Annotated in this window: 8 protein-coding genes; 2 read left to right on the top strand and 6 right to left on the bottom strand. The window is 56.2% G+C overall.

Going from position 1 to position 17,512, the window contains the following annotated elements; translation table 11 throughout:
• Window positions 1-36: 36 nt before the first annotated feature.
• Window positions 37-2,427 carry a dienelactone hydrolase family protein gene (locus ABEA92_RS10345; protein WP_345683754.1) on the bottom strand — a complete coding sequence of 797 codons (2,391 nt, stop codon included), beginning with the start codon at window positions 2,425-2,427 and terminating at the stop codon, window positions 37-39.
• 736 nt (window positions 2,428-3,163) lie between these two features.
• On the opposite strand from ABEA92_RS10345, the gene ABEA92_RS10340 reads away from it, so the two are divergent.
• Together ABEA92_RS10340 and ABEA92_RS10335 are read left to right on the top strand one after the other, a co-directional pair.
• Entirely contained in the window at window positions 3,164-6,940 is a 3,777-nt protein-coding gene (locus ABEA92_RS10340; protein ID WP_345683753.1) for an efflux RND transporter permease subunit, read from the top strand.
• Window positions 6,941-7,321: 381 nt separating this feature from the next.
• Window positions 7,322-8,155 (top strand): HAD-IIA family hydrolase, encoded by an 834-nt coding sequence (locus ABEA92_RS10335; protein WP_345684031.1) that lies wholly within the window; start codon window positions 7,322-7,324, stop codon window positions 8,153-8,155.
• A gap of 223 nt (window positions 8,156-8,378) precedes the next feature.
• Here the strand turns inward: ABEA92_RS10335 and ABEA92_RS10330 are convergent, their stop codons facing one another.
• From ABEA92_RS10330 to ABEA92_RS10310, 5 genes are all read right to left on the bottom strand, one after another.
• Window positions 8,379-9,374, bottom strand: coding sequence for a DUF6807 domain-containing protein (locus tag ABEA92_RS10330; protein ID WP_345683752.1), 996 nt, complete (start codon window positions 9,372-9,374; stop codon window positions 8,379-8,381).
• A 163-nt stretch (window positions 9,375-9,537) separates the two neighbouring features.
• A complete protein-coding gene (locus tag ABEA92_RS10325; protein ID WP_345683751.1) occupies window positions 9,538-10,413 on the bottom strand; it encodes an EamA/RhaT family transporter in 876 nt (291 codons plus the stop codon).
• Window positions 10,414-10,461: 48 nt separating this feature from the next.
• Entirely contained in the window at window positions 10,462-11,508 is a 1,047-nt protein-coding gene (locus tag ABEA92_RS10320) for a glycosyltransferase family 9 protein (protein WP_345683750.1), read from the bottom strand.
• Window positions 11,509-11,787: 279 nt separating this feature from the next.
• Complete coding sequence (locus ABEA92_RS10315; RefSeq protein WP_345683749.1) at window positions 11,788-15,543, bottom strand: serine/threonine-protein kinase; 3,756 nt, start codon at window positions 15,541-15,543, stop codon at window positions 11,788-11,790.
• A 365-nt stretch (window positions 15,544-15,908) separates the two neighbouring features.
• A complete protein-coding gene (locus ABEA92_RS10310) occupies window positions 15,909-17,186 on the bottom strand; it encodes an HD-GYP domain-containing protein (protein WP_345683748.1) in 1,278 nt (425 codons plus the stop codon).
• Window positions 17,187-17,512 lie beyond the last annotated feature (326 nt).

Raw genomic sequence — 17,512 nt, 5'->3', positions numbered from 1 at the left:
GGGGGATACCAAGGAAGCGATCGTGGTGAATCGAGCTTAGTGAGGTCGCAAAAAATGCGTAAAAAACGCGTAGATCACTTCATTCGATGAATCGTTTGGCGAGTGATCCGGACGGTTCGACATTGCGACACGATCGTGGTGTCCAAGCAGCGCGTTGATCGCAACGCTGTGGTTCAGTGGTTGCCAACGCGACAGCGGATCTTCCGAACCAGCGGACACAAGAAAGGGACGCGGTGCCATCAATGCATGAAGTTCATGCAGATCGTGACCGGCGGCGACCAGCTTGGGATAGAGCCCGCGTGCCGGATTGTCATCACTAATCAATCCTCGCGGCCGCCACGGTTTAGGATGGTACCCGAGGTACCATGGTTCCCAGTAATTCACGCTCGGTCGCGCTTCGTCAAACACAATGCCCGGGTCGGACCACGCGGCACAGGCAAATTTGTCAAACAAACACGAAGCAAACATCGCCCACTTTCCACCAAACGAATGGCCCACGATCCCAATCCGCTGCGAATCCACCTCGGGACGGTTGGCCAGGACGTGCCAAGCGTTCGCCGCGGCGTAGGCCAACATCGATAGCGGCTGGATTTTTGCATCCTCGATGCGGGGGTGATACAGCGAGTACGTTTTGGCCGCAGTCGCCTCGGTCGTTCCGATCGACAACACGACGAATCCGCGGCGAGCAAGCTGCAATGCGAAATCGCGGTTCGGTGTTCCTTGCCCAATTGCCGTTTCAGGTTCATAGAACACCGTGACGACCGCTGGATGAGGACCCTCACCATCGGGTACCAGCAGATACCCGGTCGTCTTTTCGTTTGGTGTCCACTGAAACCGAATCTGGTGCTGAGTGAAATTTTCGCGTCGCTGTGAGTGCAGTGATTCGACATCAGGCTGCGTGATCAGTGGCGGCCATTCGCCCAACATCGATGTCCACTTGGCCAAGATCTGGCTGCGACGTTGTTTCCAGTCCTCGGGAGTTTGCACCCGCGTTCCGTCATCCAGCCTTAGCGGCGAAGCGTAATCGCCAAAGTCATTGACGAACTTTTGCGGTGGCGAAAAGTAGGGAGCGATCGTTTCCCAGGCCTTGCTCGCATTGGTGATTGATTGGGGGCGTGTGTTGCTATCGCCCAGCCATGCTTGATTGGGGCGGTCCCATTTCAGTTTGGCGACGTAGACTCGGTTGTCGCTGCCGTGTTTCTCGACCCCGGCGGGCTGCATCCATTCGGTGACCGTTACCCACGTTTCGGTTGGCGATACTTCGGTCACGCCAAAATTGCCCAGCCGTGCGCCATGCTCGGGGACGACCACTCGTTCGCTGGCACGCCTCACCTGCAAGGATTCCGGGTCGACTTGGCCAATCAACAGCGGTGCGCGATGCCGAAACACGTGGTCGTTGTTCGCGCCCCGCCGCGTGTAGACCAAGAACAATCCGTCGCTGTGCGTTACCCAGTGCTGTTGCGTGTTGTAGTTCCCGAGATCGCTACCATCATCGAACGTCCATCGGCGAGGGGTGTCAAAGTGCAGCCCATCGTCGCTTGTACAGACGTAACCATGGTCGTCATTCCGCATCGTCAAATAGTAGCGGCCACGAAACTGGGTTAACGACGGCTCATACAGACCACGTTTCACAGGAATCGTCAATTCGTCACCGTGTTCAACGTACTGCAACGTATGGCCATCGAAACGACAACGAACGATGGTGACTGAGTACTGTGACTGTGTCGGGTCTCGGAAATAGATCGGCAACAGCACATCGCCACCCGGCAAATCGACTCGTTGGACGCTGCCCGCCCCGGCGTTGTTGAATTTGACCTCTGCCGGCATCTTGACCGTTTGCCAATCGGACCATCGGTTCTTGGAGGAATCGAACACGGCGTAGGCAATGCCGCGAGGCGATGCGTGCATCACTCGATTGTTGCGATACCAAACCGTTTGCCCGATGCCCAGCAATCGCTGGCTGGCGGCATGCCATTTGGGGGTAAAGTCACAAACGGTGGTCTCGTCGCCGGCGCGGACTAACTCGGGAGCAACCGATGCGCCGCCCGGAAGCGTGGCCGATTCATCATTACTGACGCGTTGTCGCTCAAATGCATCCAGTTCGGCGGGGGCGCTCCAGGTTTTTCCGAGGTTGTCCGAGCGAGTTTGGTGAAGCGGATAAAAAACGTCCGATCCGCTGAGCAGTAGTTTTTGCATCGTCATCACGACGGACGGTTGCCCCTCGGGATCGCTCGACGGGATGGCCCCGGCGCGAGCATGCACCCAACATTGGTTACCGTCGTAGCCTTGCATCGCCACCGTGGGTTCAATGGTGAACGACACCGTCGAGGCATCGCCGTGATCGGCGGCAAAAAGCATCGCGGGGCTGGCGAGCATCCAAAACAGCGCGGTCCATGCCAACGGCGGTAGCGTCCAAAACAATTTCATCACAGACGTCTCGTTTGGTGGGGCGGGGCGAGTGGAGGGGGGGCGGTGGGCCGTGGCCGAGCCGAATGCGGTGGCTCGACCCGCACGCGACTGCACCGCGAGGGGGCCTGAGTTTACCGGATTCACGGCAGGGGCGGGGCAACGATCGATAATCTCTCGCACCCCCAGATGAGTGGTCCTCAAATTGAGCGGCGAGCGATTCGCTGATCGGCTGATTAGAATGTCCGTGATCCAATCCGGCGTCGGAGGTGTCTCGAGACATGGCGGGCGAGTGTTCCTGGAACTTGGGATGCCTCGGTAACCCGGGGGATTGATGAAGGATAGTGAGCCGCGGTCGCTACAGATTCCGCGATTGGTACATTCTATTGACCGAGAGAAAACCTTTGAATTCATGACGCTGGGGATCGCCAATGTGAAGTAGACCCCAAGGCTCGTGATCGTTAGCTTAAGTGCGTTATTCGTGCAGTGAGGATTGGCACGATAAAACGAGCGGATAAACGAAACGAGCCGGAATAGAAGCCGGCAAACGAGTGGTTGCGGTAAAAAGCGAGCGTTGATTTCGCCCAAAACCAGAGCGGAATCACGCGGTAGCAAGCAGTGTTCGGCAAAATGCGGGTTTCCGACTTACCGCCGACGCCTTACCGTCCCCCCCGCACGCTCGTTCCGTGAATGCTTTTATCCTTGAAACATCCTTATCCATTTTCGCTTCATCCGAATTTCCGACGCAAACACCATTATGAAACAACCCCTGTTAGAGCGACGCAGCCCGCTGGGGGTCACCTATGCGTTGGCCATCTTGATGGTTTTTTTCTTCGTTTTGCCATCGGTCTTTCGTGCCGCTCGATTGAGTCTGGGCGAGACGCAGAACGAAGTCAAAGATTGGTTGCCGAGTGATTTTCCGGAAACCGCCGAACTGGAATGGTTCGCCGATCACTTTGTGGGCGAAAGTTTTGTGTTGGCGACATGGCCTGGATGCACCAGCGGCGACCAACGTCTGCAGTTGCTAGAACACAAACTGCGTCACGAGTCCGACGAATATGATCCTGCCGTTGATCGGTCTGACGAAGTCCGCGCCGAGTACGCGCGGGCTCGCGAGAAGGGCAAAGAGTTAGGGCTGTTGAACACCGGCCGCAAACATGACAACTGGGGAAATCTGCAAGAGAAATGGGTCCGTTCGGCAGAGGGGGATTGGTACTATATCACCCCCGATGGCAATCTGTATCGCTGGAACGAGGCGATGTCGGGGCCAGCGGCATTGATCCGCGCAATCAAACGCGCGACTGGAAATTACACACTCGAAGGGACCTTCGTTGCCGCCTATGGCGAATCGATCGAAGAGCAAGCGACCAATCCGTTTTACAATGACCCGTCGCTGATCTGTGCGCCGATGTTTCATACGGTTGAAACCGGCGATTCGATCGCGGATGAATTGTCGGCCGAGGGTGGGGCACTATGGCCGATCGATTTGACCGACGAATCGATGCGTGCCACCGTGGCTCGGCGATTGGCGTTGGAACGTTTGACCGGGACCTTGTTTGCCAACGCGGTGCCCTACGGATTTGATTGGGAAATTGAATCGTTTCGCAACGAGATTCCCGCGTCACGACGAGACGCGTTGCCGGAGGATTTTGACGAGCGGGTCAAGCAGAACTTTGAGTCGATTTTGGCAGACCGTTTTGACGGATCGCTTGACCAATTGCGAGCCGCCTCGACCGCCGAACAGGACTACGTCTGGTACGCCGTCTATGACTCGGTCGATGTCACCCCACCGCCACGTTTGACGTGTGTGGTCGTGACCTTGACCGACATTGCCAAAGACAACCTGCCGTACGTCTTGGGGCGTGGAGTTGCCGGCGGACCTCGCGGGCGATTGTTGCAGTTGGCCGAAGAGTCGGGGGTTCGCCCTGCTCCGCCGCCATCGACTGCACCTCCGCCGTTCAATCGTGAACCCGCCGAAACGGTCGCGGGCATGCCGCCACTGCGATTGGGTGGTCCGCCTGTGGACAACGTCGCGATCGACGAAGAGGGAACCGTCACGTTGATCCGTTTGCTTGGCTACAGCCTGGTGATCGGGATCGTATTGTCGTACATCTGTTTTCGCAGTCTGAAGATCACCACGATGGTCTTTGTGGTGGGCGGTAGCGCCGCGATGCTCAGCATGGCGATGGTGTGGTGGACCGGCGGCAAGGTCGATGCGATCTTGATGAGCATGCCTTCGTTGGTCTACGTGCTAGGGCTTTCGGGCGCCATCCATGTGGTCAATTATTATCGTGACGAGGTCCGCGCCGGCGGTGAAGTCGGAGCGGCCGGACGCGCGCTGCGGCATGCGATTTTGCCTTGCACGCTCGCCTCGTTCACCACTGCGATCGGCTTGGCGTCGCTGTTTACCAGCAATTTGGCGCCGATCAGCAACTTTGGTTTGTACTCGGCCATCGGAGTGATGGTCACGCTGGGCATCTTGTTCTCTTACTTGCCCGCCGCGCTGCAAACGTTCTCGCCGGCATCGGACCTAGCTGCCAACGACGAAGAAAAAGCGGCGGCCAAACAGGCGACTCATCGGTCGGCATTGTCCAATGGCAGTCCTCATGACGATGCGCCTGAAGGCTACTTTGCCCAGTGGTGGGCGTCGGTGGGCCGCTGGGTCACGTCGCATCATGCGCTGGTTAGTGTGGGCTGTTTGACGGTGCTGTTTGTGGGCGCACTTGGCTTGCTGCAGATCAAAACATCGGTGCAGTTGTTGAAGTTGTTTGATTCCGAATCGCGGATCATTCGCGATTATGCATGGTTAGAAGACCACTTTGGCAAATTGGTCCCGATGGAGATGATCATACGCGTGCCGTCGTCAGCGATTGCCGAATCCGCTGCAGATGAATCGAGAGACCCTAAAAACTCAGCGGACAGTCTTGAGATTGAACCCCAGCCGCTCAATATGCTCGAGCGCGCCGAGATGGTTACTCGCGTCAGCCAAGTCGTGCGTCGAACACTCGGCGAAACAGGAATGGATGTGGTCGGGCAAACGATGAGTGCCAGTACCTTCATGCCGCCGCTGCCCCCGCCAAGCAAGTCTTCTGGTCTAAGTATCTCGGCATTGCGTCGTTCGACGGCAAAACGCAAGTTGCTTGAGGCCCGTGACCAATTGCTGGAAAGCGATTATGTACGGATTGAAAAAGAGGGGCCTTTTGCCGGTAGCGAATTGTGGCGAATCAGTTTGCGGGTTGGGGCGTTGTCGGACGTCGACTATGGTCGCTTCATCAGCACGCTACGGACCGCGGTCGAGCCCGTGATGCGGGCCTACGATACTCGCGAAGTGTTGTTGAGTTCGCTCAAACGCGATGCGGATGGCAAGCCTCAGAAATTGTCGGGCAAAGAGGTTGTGAGGGTGCTTGGTCGCAAGCGGCCAGAATCACTTGACACTGCTGACTTGCTAATTGATACCGAGACGATTGATACACGTAGCATTTATCTTTCCACGCTTAACGAATTGTTATCGAACGAAATGATTCGAGTCGGCTGGCTCGATCCCAACGCCCCGGAATCTAAACTCGAGATCGGCAGCGAGAAATGGAATCAGATGGTGGCAGCCGCCAGTGCGGTGATTTGGGTGGGCGATGAGCCGGTCGATCCAGCGCTACGCGAATCCGCCCAGCGCTGGATCGATGCAAATGAAGTGGCATCCAAGCCGGTGCAAGCCGCGTTGACGCCGGACCGGTTCCCCAATGTCGAGGGTTCCGGTGCGTTACAAACGATCTACACCGGTGTGATTCCTGTCGTCTACAAGGCTCAGCGGACGTTGCTGTATAGTTTGCTCGAATCGATTGCCCTTGCCTTTGTGCTGATTGCAATCGTGATGGCGATGCTGCTGAACCCCGGTCGATTGCCGTGGTCTTGGGCGAACCCATCGAATTTAGCCAACGGGGTGATGGCCGGCGCGGTCGCGATGATTCCCAACGTGTTCCCTGTCCTGCTTGTGTTTGGCGTGATGTGTCACTTGGACGTCGCAATTGACATTGGCACGATGATGACCGCCTCGGTCGCAATGGGGGTCGCGGTCGATGATACGATTCACTTTTTGTCGTGGTTCCGCACCAATCTCGATCGGGGGATGACCCGTGTCGAAGCGGTGATCGAGACGTATCGCCGCGTCGGCCCCGCGATGACACAAACGACCGTGGTTGGTGGGCTCGGACTGTTTGTCTTTGCACTGTCGACGTTCACGCCAACGCAGCGTTTTGGAACGCTGATGTTGTTGATGTTGGCCACGGCGCTTGTAGGGGACCTTATCTTGTTGCCCGCGTTATTGGCCGGGCCTTTGGGACGTTGGTTCAAACCGCGAATTAGCGATCCGAAACAAAGTGCGGCTGCGACGGCGGAAGCCTCCGTCGATCCGCCGCAGCCGGAACCTCATTTGCCAACGCAAACCGAGGCGGCGAACGAATACGACGACTTGCCGCGATTGAAGGTGCATTTCCCCCCTGAGCGGATTGATCGGCCCCATCGCATGAAGCGAAAATAGGCGGCGAAAAGGCGATCATTTGTGACGCGGATCGCAGTTCCGCTGATCGGGTGGTTGCCTGTTTCCTGAGCGCTTTAGCGGCTGTGTTCGGCGAGACTGCTATCGTTTGCAGCAGTCATCACAGACTCGGGGTGGCACTGCTTGCGTTCACGAAGAATTTATCTTTCTTTTCGTCACGGATCTATTTAACCCAAAGCAGAGCCTAAGGGAGACAATTGGTCCAGCCGTTTCGAGATCGCTGTTTCGCGGTTCAAAAACGGTTCCAGGGGTTCGGCGCGCTGTGCGAATGGGAACAGTTGTTGCGTTGTCCGTGAATTCGATTTGTATTTCGAACCCCCGGAGATAGTGAACGTGACGGATAAACTTGGATTTTTGATCGACATGGATGGTGTCATCTACAAAGGGAGTCAGCTGATTCCCGGCGCAGATGTCTTCATTGATCGACTTAAAAGAGAGGACCATCCTTTCTTGTTCCTGACCAACAACAGTCAGCGAACACGCCGCGACGTGGCGATGAAGCTGAAACGTATGGGGATCGATGTTGGCGAAGAACATATCTTCACCTGCGCAATGGCAACGGCACGGTTTCTCTCGAAGCAGAAGCCTAACGGGACCGCATACGTGATTGGCGAAGGGGGCCTGCTGCAGGCTCTGCACCAAAACGGCTACTCGATTGTCGATAGCGATCCCGACTATGTCGTCGTTGGCGAAGGCCGTACGGTGACTGCCGAGTCGTTGGAAGCCGCGACACGGATGATCTTGTCAGGTGCGAAACTGGTTGCCACCAACATCGATCCGAACTGTCCTACTGCCGGCGGAACTCGCCCCGGTTGTGGTGCGGTTGTTGCCTTTCTCGAAACCGCGACGGGAAAGAAAGCGGCAAGCGTTGGAAAACCGAGTCCCGTGATGATGCGTGCGGCACGCAAACAGTTGGGACTCGCGACGTCCGAGACCGTGGTGATTGGCGATACCATGGAAACGGACATTTTTGGTGGAGTGCAGATGGGGTATCAAACGGTGTTGGCGCTATCGGGCGGCACTCGCTTTGACGATTTGGTCAACTATGCCTTCAGCCCCGATTCGATCATCGATTCGGTCGCGGACCTGGCTTCGCCGGAAGTCAATCTGCGAGAGAAATTTGGTTTGGCCGCAGCCGGCGAAGATTTGATGCCCGCTGTGAATGAATGGGAAGAGATGCGTTTAGCGACGACCTAAGCCGATCACAGCGACCGCTTGGCCCCAATCCTAATCCCGCCCAAGACACTCGTCCTGACAGAAATGTCCGCCAAGCGTCGAGTCAGTTTGATTGGTTGATGAAACGCCGTAGGACTAGGTGCGTTATAGGAAACGCGTCTAGTCCGCGGCCGATCATTGATCGGTTGCACGATACGCTCAAGCGGAGTGCAGCTGACGACCGTCTCGTCCATCCTCCGATGCTTTACTTGGTGAATTCGAGCCAAGCTTGCTGAATGGCTTCGCTATCCGGTGCATCGTCATGCGCGATGTAGCGGTATCGGTTGGTGTAGGTGTCGTTTGGCGCGAGAGTGAACTCGCCATCGACCATCGGGGCGAAACAGAAATAAGGTTTGCTGGGGTGCAAACGAACCGCTTGCGGTGCGCGAAAGTTTTCGCGATGGCCGAGCATCGCGATGCCGCATGGTTTGCCATCGACATGGCCAAACAAATCCACCCACTTCACGTGTGACCCGTTGCCTTCGAATCGACCCTCTCCCTTGCTTGTCAAAAATTGATGGCGGGCAACCTCTATCGCAGGTTCTTCAACATTCTCTCCAGCCTCTTTTGCTTTGAGATATTCATTGATCGCTTTTTCACTTTCGGCGGTGACCCATTGGTTGCTGCCGCGAAATGCCATCCCGCCGTAATGGTAGGGATTGATCGTCAGCGGTGATTCGGCGATGCAAGTGATCGTGGATTGGATATCGACGACAAATCCAGGTTGGGATATGGCATGGATCTGGACATCCCATTGCTCTTTCAGCACCGGCGTGGGCGGATCCGCTGTGGTGAATGCTTCATGGATCAGTTCGACGGTAAACCCGCCGACGTCGTTACCGCTGTGGACCTCGATCACCTTGTGATGCGACACGTTGCCCGTACGTTTGTGCTGATTCCAAAAGTCAACGTGTTTGCCTTGGAAGGTCGTGTTAACGAACGCGCCAAACAATGCGTGTTGATGCGCATGGTCTGGCGCAAAGTCGCCTGTGACGATGTGGCCGTTGGGGGTGTATAGCGGATGGATATAGCCGCTGCGTCGATAGATCGGATCGATGCTCTCGGGTGGTTCTTGGAATGCCTTGTTGTAGGTCAGCACCGGTTTGCCGTGCACTGTGACGTGGATGGCCTGCGGTGTTTCGCTGCACTTGACCGTCGCGGCCGGCTCGGATTGAGCGAACGCGGATGATCGGTCGATCACGACAAGGCTCAATAGAACAAGTGAGCCAATAACGATACGGTGGGATGCTGGCATGTGCGGCGCTCGACGTCGGGGCGGAAAGAGGCGAGAGGGGGGGAATTGCAGACGTCGGACATTATAAGTCGAATCCGCCACCCAAGTGGGGTTTCGCCGCAAGGGCTAACTAATTCTGCGAGAAGATGACCAGGATGACCGCCGCCGTTAGTAGCGCGGCGCCCAGAAGGCGAGTGATCATGGTTTGATGGCCATGGTTCGCTTCGGCCCCGCCCCAGATCTTGGCAGCCGCCCAGGCCAGCGCGACGCCCCAGAGGCCTCGCATCGCATAGACCACGTTGATGCGTGCGGCGTCATTAAAAAGCGCAATGGCGACGGTAATGCTGATGGCCTGCAAAGCCACCAAGGTCGCACCGGGCAACAGATTGGCGCGGACGGTGGCATCTTTGAACTTGGACCACTCGACCCAAGGTGCAAGGCAAAACGAAGCACCCCCGACGATCCAAAACACGATCGGCAACAACCGGCCCGCTCCCCATGCGGGAGCCCACAGTTGGACCAAGCAATCAAATGCCGCGTAAGAAAACGCTGCCGATAGCGCCAAGATAATGGTCATCACCACATCATGCGGTTGACCACGACCAGTCCACTGGATCAATCCAATCCCTGCGGCGGCCAATGCCGCGGCGTACCAGACCGATCGAGGCAAGTGTTCGCCGCCGACAAACGTCAACAGCAACGCGACAAACACGACTTTGATTCCAAAAATGGGCGCCGCAATCGAGACGTCCCCCCGAGCAATGGCCAAAAAGGTCAAAGCCAATCCTTGGATGAACAACCACGCAATCACCACAGGTTGCCAGAACATCGTCCACGCCAGCGTGGTTCCGCCCATCACCCACAGCGACGAAAAGGCGATCGCCGATAATACGTTCGACAAGAAAATGATCGTGAGATTGCTAGCGCCCGCCGCGCCGGATCGTTTGACAAAGATCAAGCCACAGACATACAGGATGCTGGCGAGTAGAGGCAGTAATAGGTGCATGGTGCGAACAGCCTACACGTCGCCGCCGCAGCCGAGAACCGTGCGTGTTCAGGCGGCTTGCAAAAGCATCTGTTTGGCATGCACTTCGTCGATCGCCACACAGACATCGGCGACCGTGATCGCTCGCATCGCCGAATTGTCGGCGTTTCGTCGGTGTCGCCGCGATCCTCGTTCGTACGCCTTTTGAATCGCCACTTGCCCGTACGGTCCCGAATCCCCCGGCCGCGTCGCGCCATAAAGACCGATGGTGGGGGTGCCGACGGCGACCGCGATATGCAGCGGTCCGGTGTCCCCGCTGATAAACAGATTTGCGTGACTGATCAGCGCCGCAAGATGATGAAGGTCGGTGTGAGGCGCCAACACAGCTGCACCCTCGGAATTTGCCACGATCTTGTCGGCCATTTCCCGCTCTTCGTTGGTGCCCCAAACCACGGCGGATCGATAGCCATATTTCTGCTGTAGATAGCGGGCGGTGTGGGCAAAGCGGTCCGCTTCCCACAGTTTTGATTTCCAGGTTCCACCAGGATTGATCACAGCCAATTGCCGAGCGGCGATCGTGCGTCGCCATCGCGAGGCCCAGATGACCGACGCATCCGAAACGGGCAAATCCCACCGCACCGAAGGCGAGTGGAGGCCGAGGGGCGAAAGCAGTTCAAGCGAACGATCGGTCACGTGGCGAAATGCAGGGGCCACACGAACATTGTTCAGCAGCCGGCTGAGTTCACCGCCATGTTTTCCCGCGAATCCAATCCGTTGGTGAGCACCCGAAACCCATCCGGCGAGTGCCGATTTGGTGTTTCCTTGGCAGTCAATCGAAATGTCGAATTGATGGGGCCGCAACAGCGACCGCGCGTTCTGGATTCCGGACGGCGAGACAAACCATTTGCGGTCCAGCTGAATGACCGCGTCGAGAGCTCGGTGGCCCCGCACCATCGGTGCCGCTTTGCGTTCGACCACCCAGCCCAAATAAGCATCGGGGAATTCGGCACGCAGCGCACAGGCAACGGGTAATGTCAAAATCGCATCACCAATCGCACTAAGGCGAGAGATGAGAATTCGAGGTCCACGTCGTTTCTTGAAATTTGAATTGGACATCACGGCGATCCTTCGCTCGAAAAATGGGGCGTCCTCTTACTGTGATTCTAAACGGCTGATCGCGGACGAGGCCAGAGCGATCGGTCAAGATCGCAATCCGAATCCGCTAGCAATTCCGCGGATATCCTCGATCTGCGGCACAGCCGCGTGAATATCGACATTCCGCTCGAAAAAACAACGGGAGATCGGTTCGCAAATCACCGCGGTTCGCTTAAGGGGGCAGAATCGAACGGTGAATTGCAGCGAAGGTGAAAAGAGGGCGATCCCATCGCAATGAGATCAAATCGTATAGAGCCGCAAAAATCGCTCGGCATCAACGATCCCGTGTCGCTCCATTCTCGCTATCAAACGCCCTTCGGATTCGCCATGGTCGATCGTGGCGATCATGTCTTCGGCGGCCAATTGATACGGGCGAAGCCGTTGTTCCTTGCTCATTTCCCAAGCGATGACGAGCTGTTTTCTAGCGTCGGCAAAGTCGGACGTCGACGTCGCGGTCAGGTACAGCAGCAACCCTTCGTAGAAATAAGCGACCGTTTTGGCGAACGCACCATGTTCGCGATGCAATCGCCGGATCGCAGTTTCGACGAACTTGCCCCAACCGCCCGCAGGATCTTTTTTAAGTTGATGCAGCGCGGTCAGAGCAACAAATTGCTCGAGAATCACACGATTGGACTGCAGCATCAGGGCGGACAATTTAATTCGTGAACTACGCAGTTGCTGGATGCGTTGCCACGCTTGTTCGAAGTGCCCCTTGTACAGATCGAGTTGGACGTAGGCAGTCCATTCGAGAAAGTTGAACAGTTGGGCTCCGTCACATGCGGTCAAGCTTTCTGCATTTTTTTCACGTACGCGTTCGCTGTCGGTCACCCGATCTCGCATGAGCCACGTAGAAGCACCGAAACCCGAGCTGACGACGATCCATTGGAATTGGTCGTTTCGCAGCTTGAAATCTTCTAGCATCTGATCACAGGTGCGCATCATCGCAGCCCAGCGGCCGATGTGCCAATGCGCCATCAAGCTAGCCGAGCGAAGATGGCATACTTCCAGCGTCAATACTTCATTGGATGCACTGTAATGGTGCACACACGCATCGAACGATGCCGGCACGCTGCTCCAACGCATCGCCAACGCTTGCGAGAACGTAATGCCCGCCCACACGTCGCCGATCGCTTTGGGATTTCCGGTGGCGATGGCGCGAGGCAGCAAGTCTTGCAGCGCCAATTCGCTGCGAATTCGTTTGGATCCATGATTGTACGAACCGAACACGGCGGCACCGACTTCGACCAGGATTCGATCGATTTCATTGCCATAGCGTGCGGCCAAGTTGGTTGCGGTGACGTTTAATTCCGCCGCGTGAAGGTTATCGTACATCGACAAGGGGCGGGCCACCGACAAACACAACTCGAGTCGTTGACGCTCACGCACGGTGCACTTGTCCGTGGACGCATCGCCGGGCGTGCCAGTGAAGCGAAGGTTCGAGTAAACGCATTTCGCCGTCAGCCGCAACAGGTTGATTTTGCTGAGCCAACGCGGCTTGGTCGAAGGCAGACGCAGCAACCGAGTCAAACGTTGCAGTTGACCGCGTGCTTCGTTGAAATAGCCGCAGCGAATCAACAGCGTGGTGGCTTTTAGTTGGTAGGTGACGCTCTCTTCGTCGCTCAGTTCGGATGCGAGCAGTTGGAAGTATTGGGCGGCGTCGACGGGGCGATCGGCTTCGACAAACGTTTCCGCCGTGACACGAATATGTTCAATGCGTTCCGGGCCGCTGACGTGGTCGATTACTTTGGCGTGCCAGCGTGCGGCTTCGGTTTTGGCGTGATAGCGATCCGCGTTTTCAGCAGCAAGGATCGCATACGAGACGGCTCGATTGGGTTCGTCGGCGTCAAAAAAATGGCGTGCAATGCGGGCAGCCAACTTGCCGCCCGAGTCAAGCCGCGAGAGCAAACGAGCCCACGCGGCATGGCAGTCGCGTTTTTGAGAATCGCTAAGCGTGGTTGCCAAGTTCTCGGCAATGCTGTCGTGGAAAATCGAGATACATTCGCCGCCGGTAACTTCATCACGAACCAATCGTTGTTGGACAAGTTCCGACAGGACCGCGTCAATCGATTCGCCCAATCCGGTCAATTCGCTGAGTTGTTCCGCGGACACCAAATGCCCGGCGGTGACGATGTACGACAACGCGGTCTTGGCTTCGTCACTCAGTCGTGCGACACGCATCTGCCATAATTGGCCGGTGCGAGTGACCACTCGGGTCCCCGAATCGGTTTCTTCGCCGCTGACGGTATGGTGAAGCACACCACCAGGGCGGAGTTCTTCGATAAAGTCGATCAAACGCAGCGGATTGCCTTGAGCCGCTTGAACAAGTTCTTCGACGGCGCTGAAATTCAAACGCGCCGACCAGCGACGGGCAGCGCCGATGATCAATTCTTGTGACGCCGAATCGGATAGTCGGTCAAGTTGGATTTTTAGATCGGGTGGGGAAGCTTGTTGGTCCCCGCCGGGACGCGACACCGTAATGATGCCCAACATGCCACCGGAGACCGCTTGCAAGCGGTCGAGCATATTCACGCTGTCGCGGTCGGCCCACTGCACATCATCAATGATCAAAATCAACGGACCCACCAACCGCAACGCTTCGCTCAGCCGGATGCCCGCTTCCATGGCGTCAAGACGCTTAAACGTTTTGCGGTCCAAATCGATCGACGTACTGGCTTTGACGACGCTCTTGAGCACTGGGAATGCTTCATGCAGAAACTCGACACTCGCGGGATCGAGCTCCATGATGTCGCGATCGTTTTTCATGTAACGCGTCGCAATTGCGTCACAGATTTCATCAAACGCTAACATCGGAAGGTCTTCGCCCGAGCGACATTTCGCTCGAAACAGCTGCCCCCATCGTTTGAGGTGAACGTATTGGGCAAGCTCATCCACAAAACGACTTTTGCCGATGCCCGACGGGCCTTCGATATGCAGCCGTCCCACTTCGCCACCAAAGACGTCGTCAATCCAATCGCAGGCCTGCTCGATTTCGACGTCTCGTCCGAGGATGGGATTGTCGACCCAAAGGAAACAAGGAGATTCACCCGATCCAAGTCGCGACAACGCGGACGCCGTGGGACGGTCCACGGGATCGCTTTGCAACATCTCAGCGCAGGCTTCGCGCAACACGGTGGGGACATCCGAGGACAAATCCTCGACCGCTTCGTTGATCATCTCTTCGTCATCACGGCGGTTGTCTTGCGAACGATTGATGGACAAATGCACATGGTCGACTGCGCGGTCCAAGATGCGAAGGGCGTCCAGCAAAACCAGCCCCAAGCTAAAAATGTCGCTTGCGGGCAAATAGTATTGGTCCCACAGACTTTCCGGTGCGAAGAAGTGTGGCGGCCCGACCAGATAGTCGCGGTAGCCATTGGGATCGCTGTCGAAATCAATGGTTCCGACCAGCCCGTAATCGATCAGCCGGCCGTGCCCCTTGTGATCGATCATTAAGTTCTGAGGCTTGACGTCCCGATGCACCAACCCACGTGAATGCATCAATGCCAATGCCGAGGCGTATTGGCGAATCAACGTCAGCAGTTGTTGATAGGCTCCATCGGGATCCTGTTTACAAAAATCCCAAACCCCCAACGAAAATGTTTTGCCTTTGACCTCCTCCATCGAAAACGCAATGTAATCGTCGAGGTAGTGGATCCGGTCCAGATGGATCAGCCCCGGGTGCCGCAATGGGATCATGCGGCGAAACCCCAGTTTGTTGCGGACGAGGTTTTCACATTTCGCCGGCAGAAGAAGTTTTAACGCGCACAGTCGACCCGTGCTTTCGTCGCGAGCACGATAAACGTATCCGCTGCTTCCTTTGCCCAACAAATTGTGCAGCATGAAATGACCGACTTGGTCACCAGGTTTCCAAGGCGGCGCGATCCGATCACTCGAGGCGTCCGGCAGATGCGTTTCTCGGTCTTCTTGCCCCCGAATTTTTGTGTCCGAAGAAGGATCGGGAGGAAAGAATTCGTCATTGTCACGTAGTCTAGCCATTGAAACTTTACCCCCGTCAAACTCGGACATCCGCTGCAATCAACTCATGCTGCAATGCTTCAGAGTATAGATCATTCGCCTGAAAAGAGCAGGTCAAAAAATGCGGTCAGACGCATGGAGTTGTAGAAAACAAAACGCCAGCAAGTGTGACATCGCCCCCTCAATTTGATGCGGTGACTCCCCGTGTGGTGTGTGCGTCTATGGCGCGCGTTCTTAAAGTCGAAGGCACGTGATGTAAGTCAATAGACTAAATACAACTCGTTTTATTAAGGTTATTGCGTTTCCCCGCCGCAATCCGTTGTCATCGTCCTCCAGAAGGCCATGGGTGGGGTTCGGTAATCAGAAGAATTTGGCAGGGTCACCGATCAAGCCGCCGCCGGAGTGGCAATCGATCGCACGATACGAATGTTTTGATCGTGTTGCAGGTTCAACACCGTGGGGTTGGAGGTGCGATGACGAGAGTCCCACATTTCGATCGTCGGTCGGTCGAAGGTGGGGCCGCCCGAGCGAATCACACGCCCCAGTTTCTCGTTGTTCAGTTCGACGAAGCTGCCCAACGGGTACAACGACGTCAACTCGAGCAATGCCCGTATGACCGTTGGATCAAACTTGCCCTGCTTCATTTGTTCTAACAATTGCACCACCGCGTGATAGCCTTGGATGGCCAAGCGATGGGGCCGCATCGATATCATTCCAATGAAAGCATCCGCAACACAAGCAATCTTTGCGAGCGGGTGAATCGCATCGCCGAAGCGTCCGCGGGGATACCCGCTGCCATCACATCGCTCGTGAATTTGGTAGGACACCATTTTGGAACCGAGCGAAACCTGGTCACCGAAACGACCGATCACTTCGGCGCCGCGGACGGGATGGTCGGCGAGTCGTTTTAGCATTCCGACGCTGAGCGGATGTTTGGAACTGAACATTCCGGTGCCGATCGCCTTCATTCCAATGTCGTGAATCAAGCATCCGACCCCCAATTCGATTAAGAGGGCTTCGTCGAGTCCCATTTGCGATCCGATTGCCATCGACATTGTGGCCAGGTGTACACCGTGCCGCACCGGGTATTCGGTTTCGAACGGAGAGCAAGCCATGCAGACGAGCGCATCGATGTCTTCGGTCATTCGCCGCAAAATATCCTGGCACGTCGCATGCAGCGGGCCGACACTGCCATCGTGTGTCGCCAACGTTTCGTCAAAAATCTCGTTGACCGAATCGATCGAATCGCTCGTCTCAGATGCCCATTGGTTGGTCATGCCGGGTTCATACGAGCAGTTTTGCGGTTTCCGTGTACGGCTGGCAAACGGCAACACGTCCTCGATCACGTGAGCTTGGTCGACGTGCAGCTGTTGATCCAAGATCAAAGTTTGCTCGTTGACCGTGTTGGACTTTTGATAGGTGGGTGGGGGAGGCACCTTCACCGCGCGCCCTTGCGGGGTGAAGGCGTTCAAAATCGCAATGTCCTTCTCGCTTAGCAACAAACTTTTGACCCCGCGCTGCTGCAGCCGCAGGATCAGATCGGCCGTGATCTCCATGCCTTCGCCCAACAAGCGAACGCGAGCATTTTCCGGATCGGGGATAGCGGAGGTGAGTTTGACCCCCGCAACAAGCAGCTTTGCGGAGACTTTGCGGTATTTAGACATGGCAAGCTTCGATGCAAGGCAACGCCGCAGAATCGGATGCGATCGTGTGCGAAAAACTCGGGTTTGGGTGTTTGGCGGGACGCAGCAAGGACTTCGTTTTCAGCGAAGCGGATCCACGGCAAGGTGGCTTCCTCGTGCGAAGGGAACGTTAGATGGATGGAGTACCATCTATCCACCTCTCAGGGCTAGTGCACGTTTGCATCGATCAAAATCAAAGACTTTTACATTCCCGTTACACAGGTTTACATGCTCTGAGACAGACGAGGCTTGCCAGTTCTGTAGAATCTTCGCACATCAGGCAACTTCGTGAGATGTCTGACTGCTTT

It is taken from the genome of Novipirellula caenicola, assembly GCF_039545035.1.
Taxonomy (GTDB): Bacteria; Planctomycetota; Planctomycetia; order Pirellulales; family Pirellulaceae; genus Novipirellula; species Novipirellula caenicola.
This window is presented reverse-complemented; position numbering and strand designations above follow the sequence as displayed.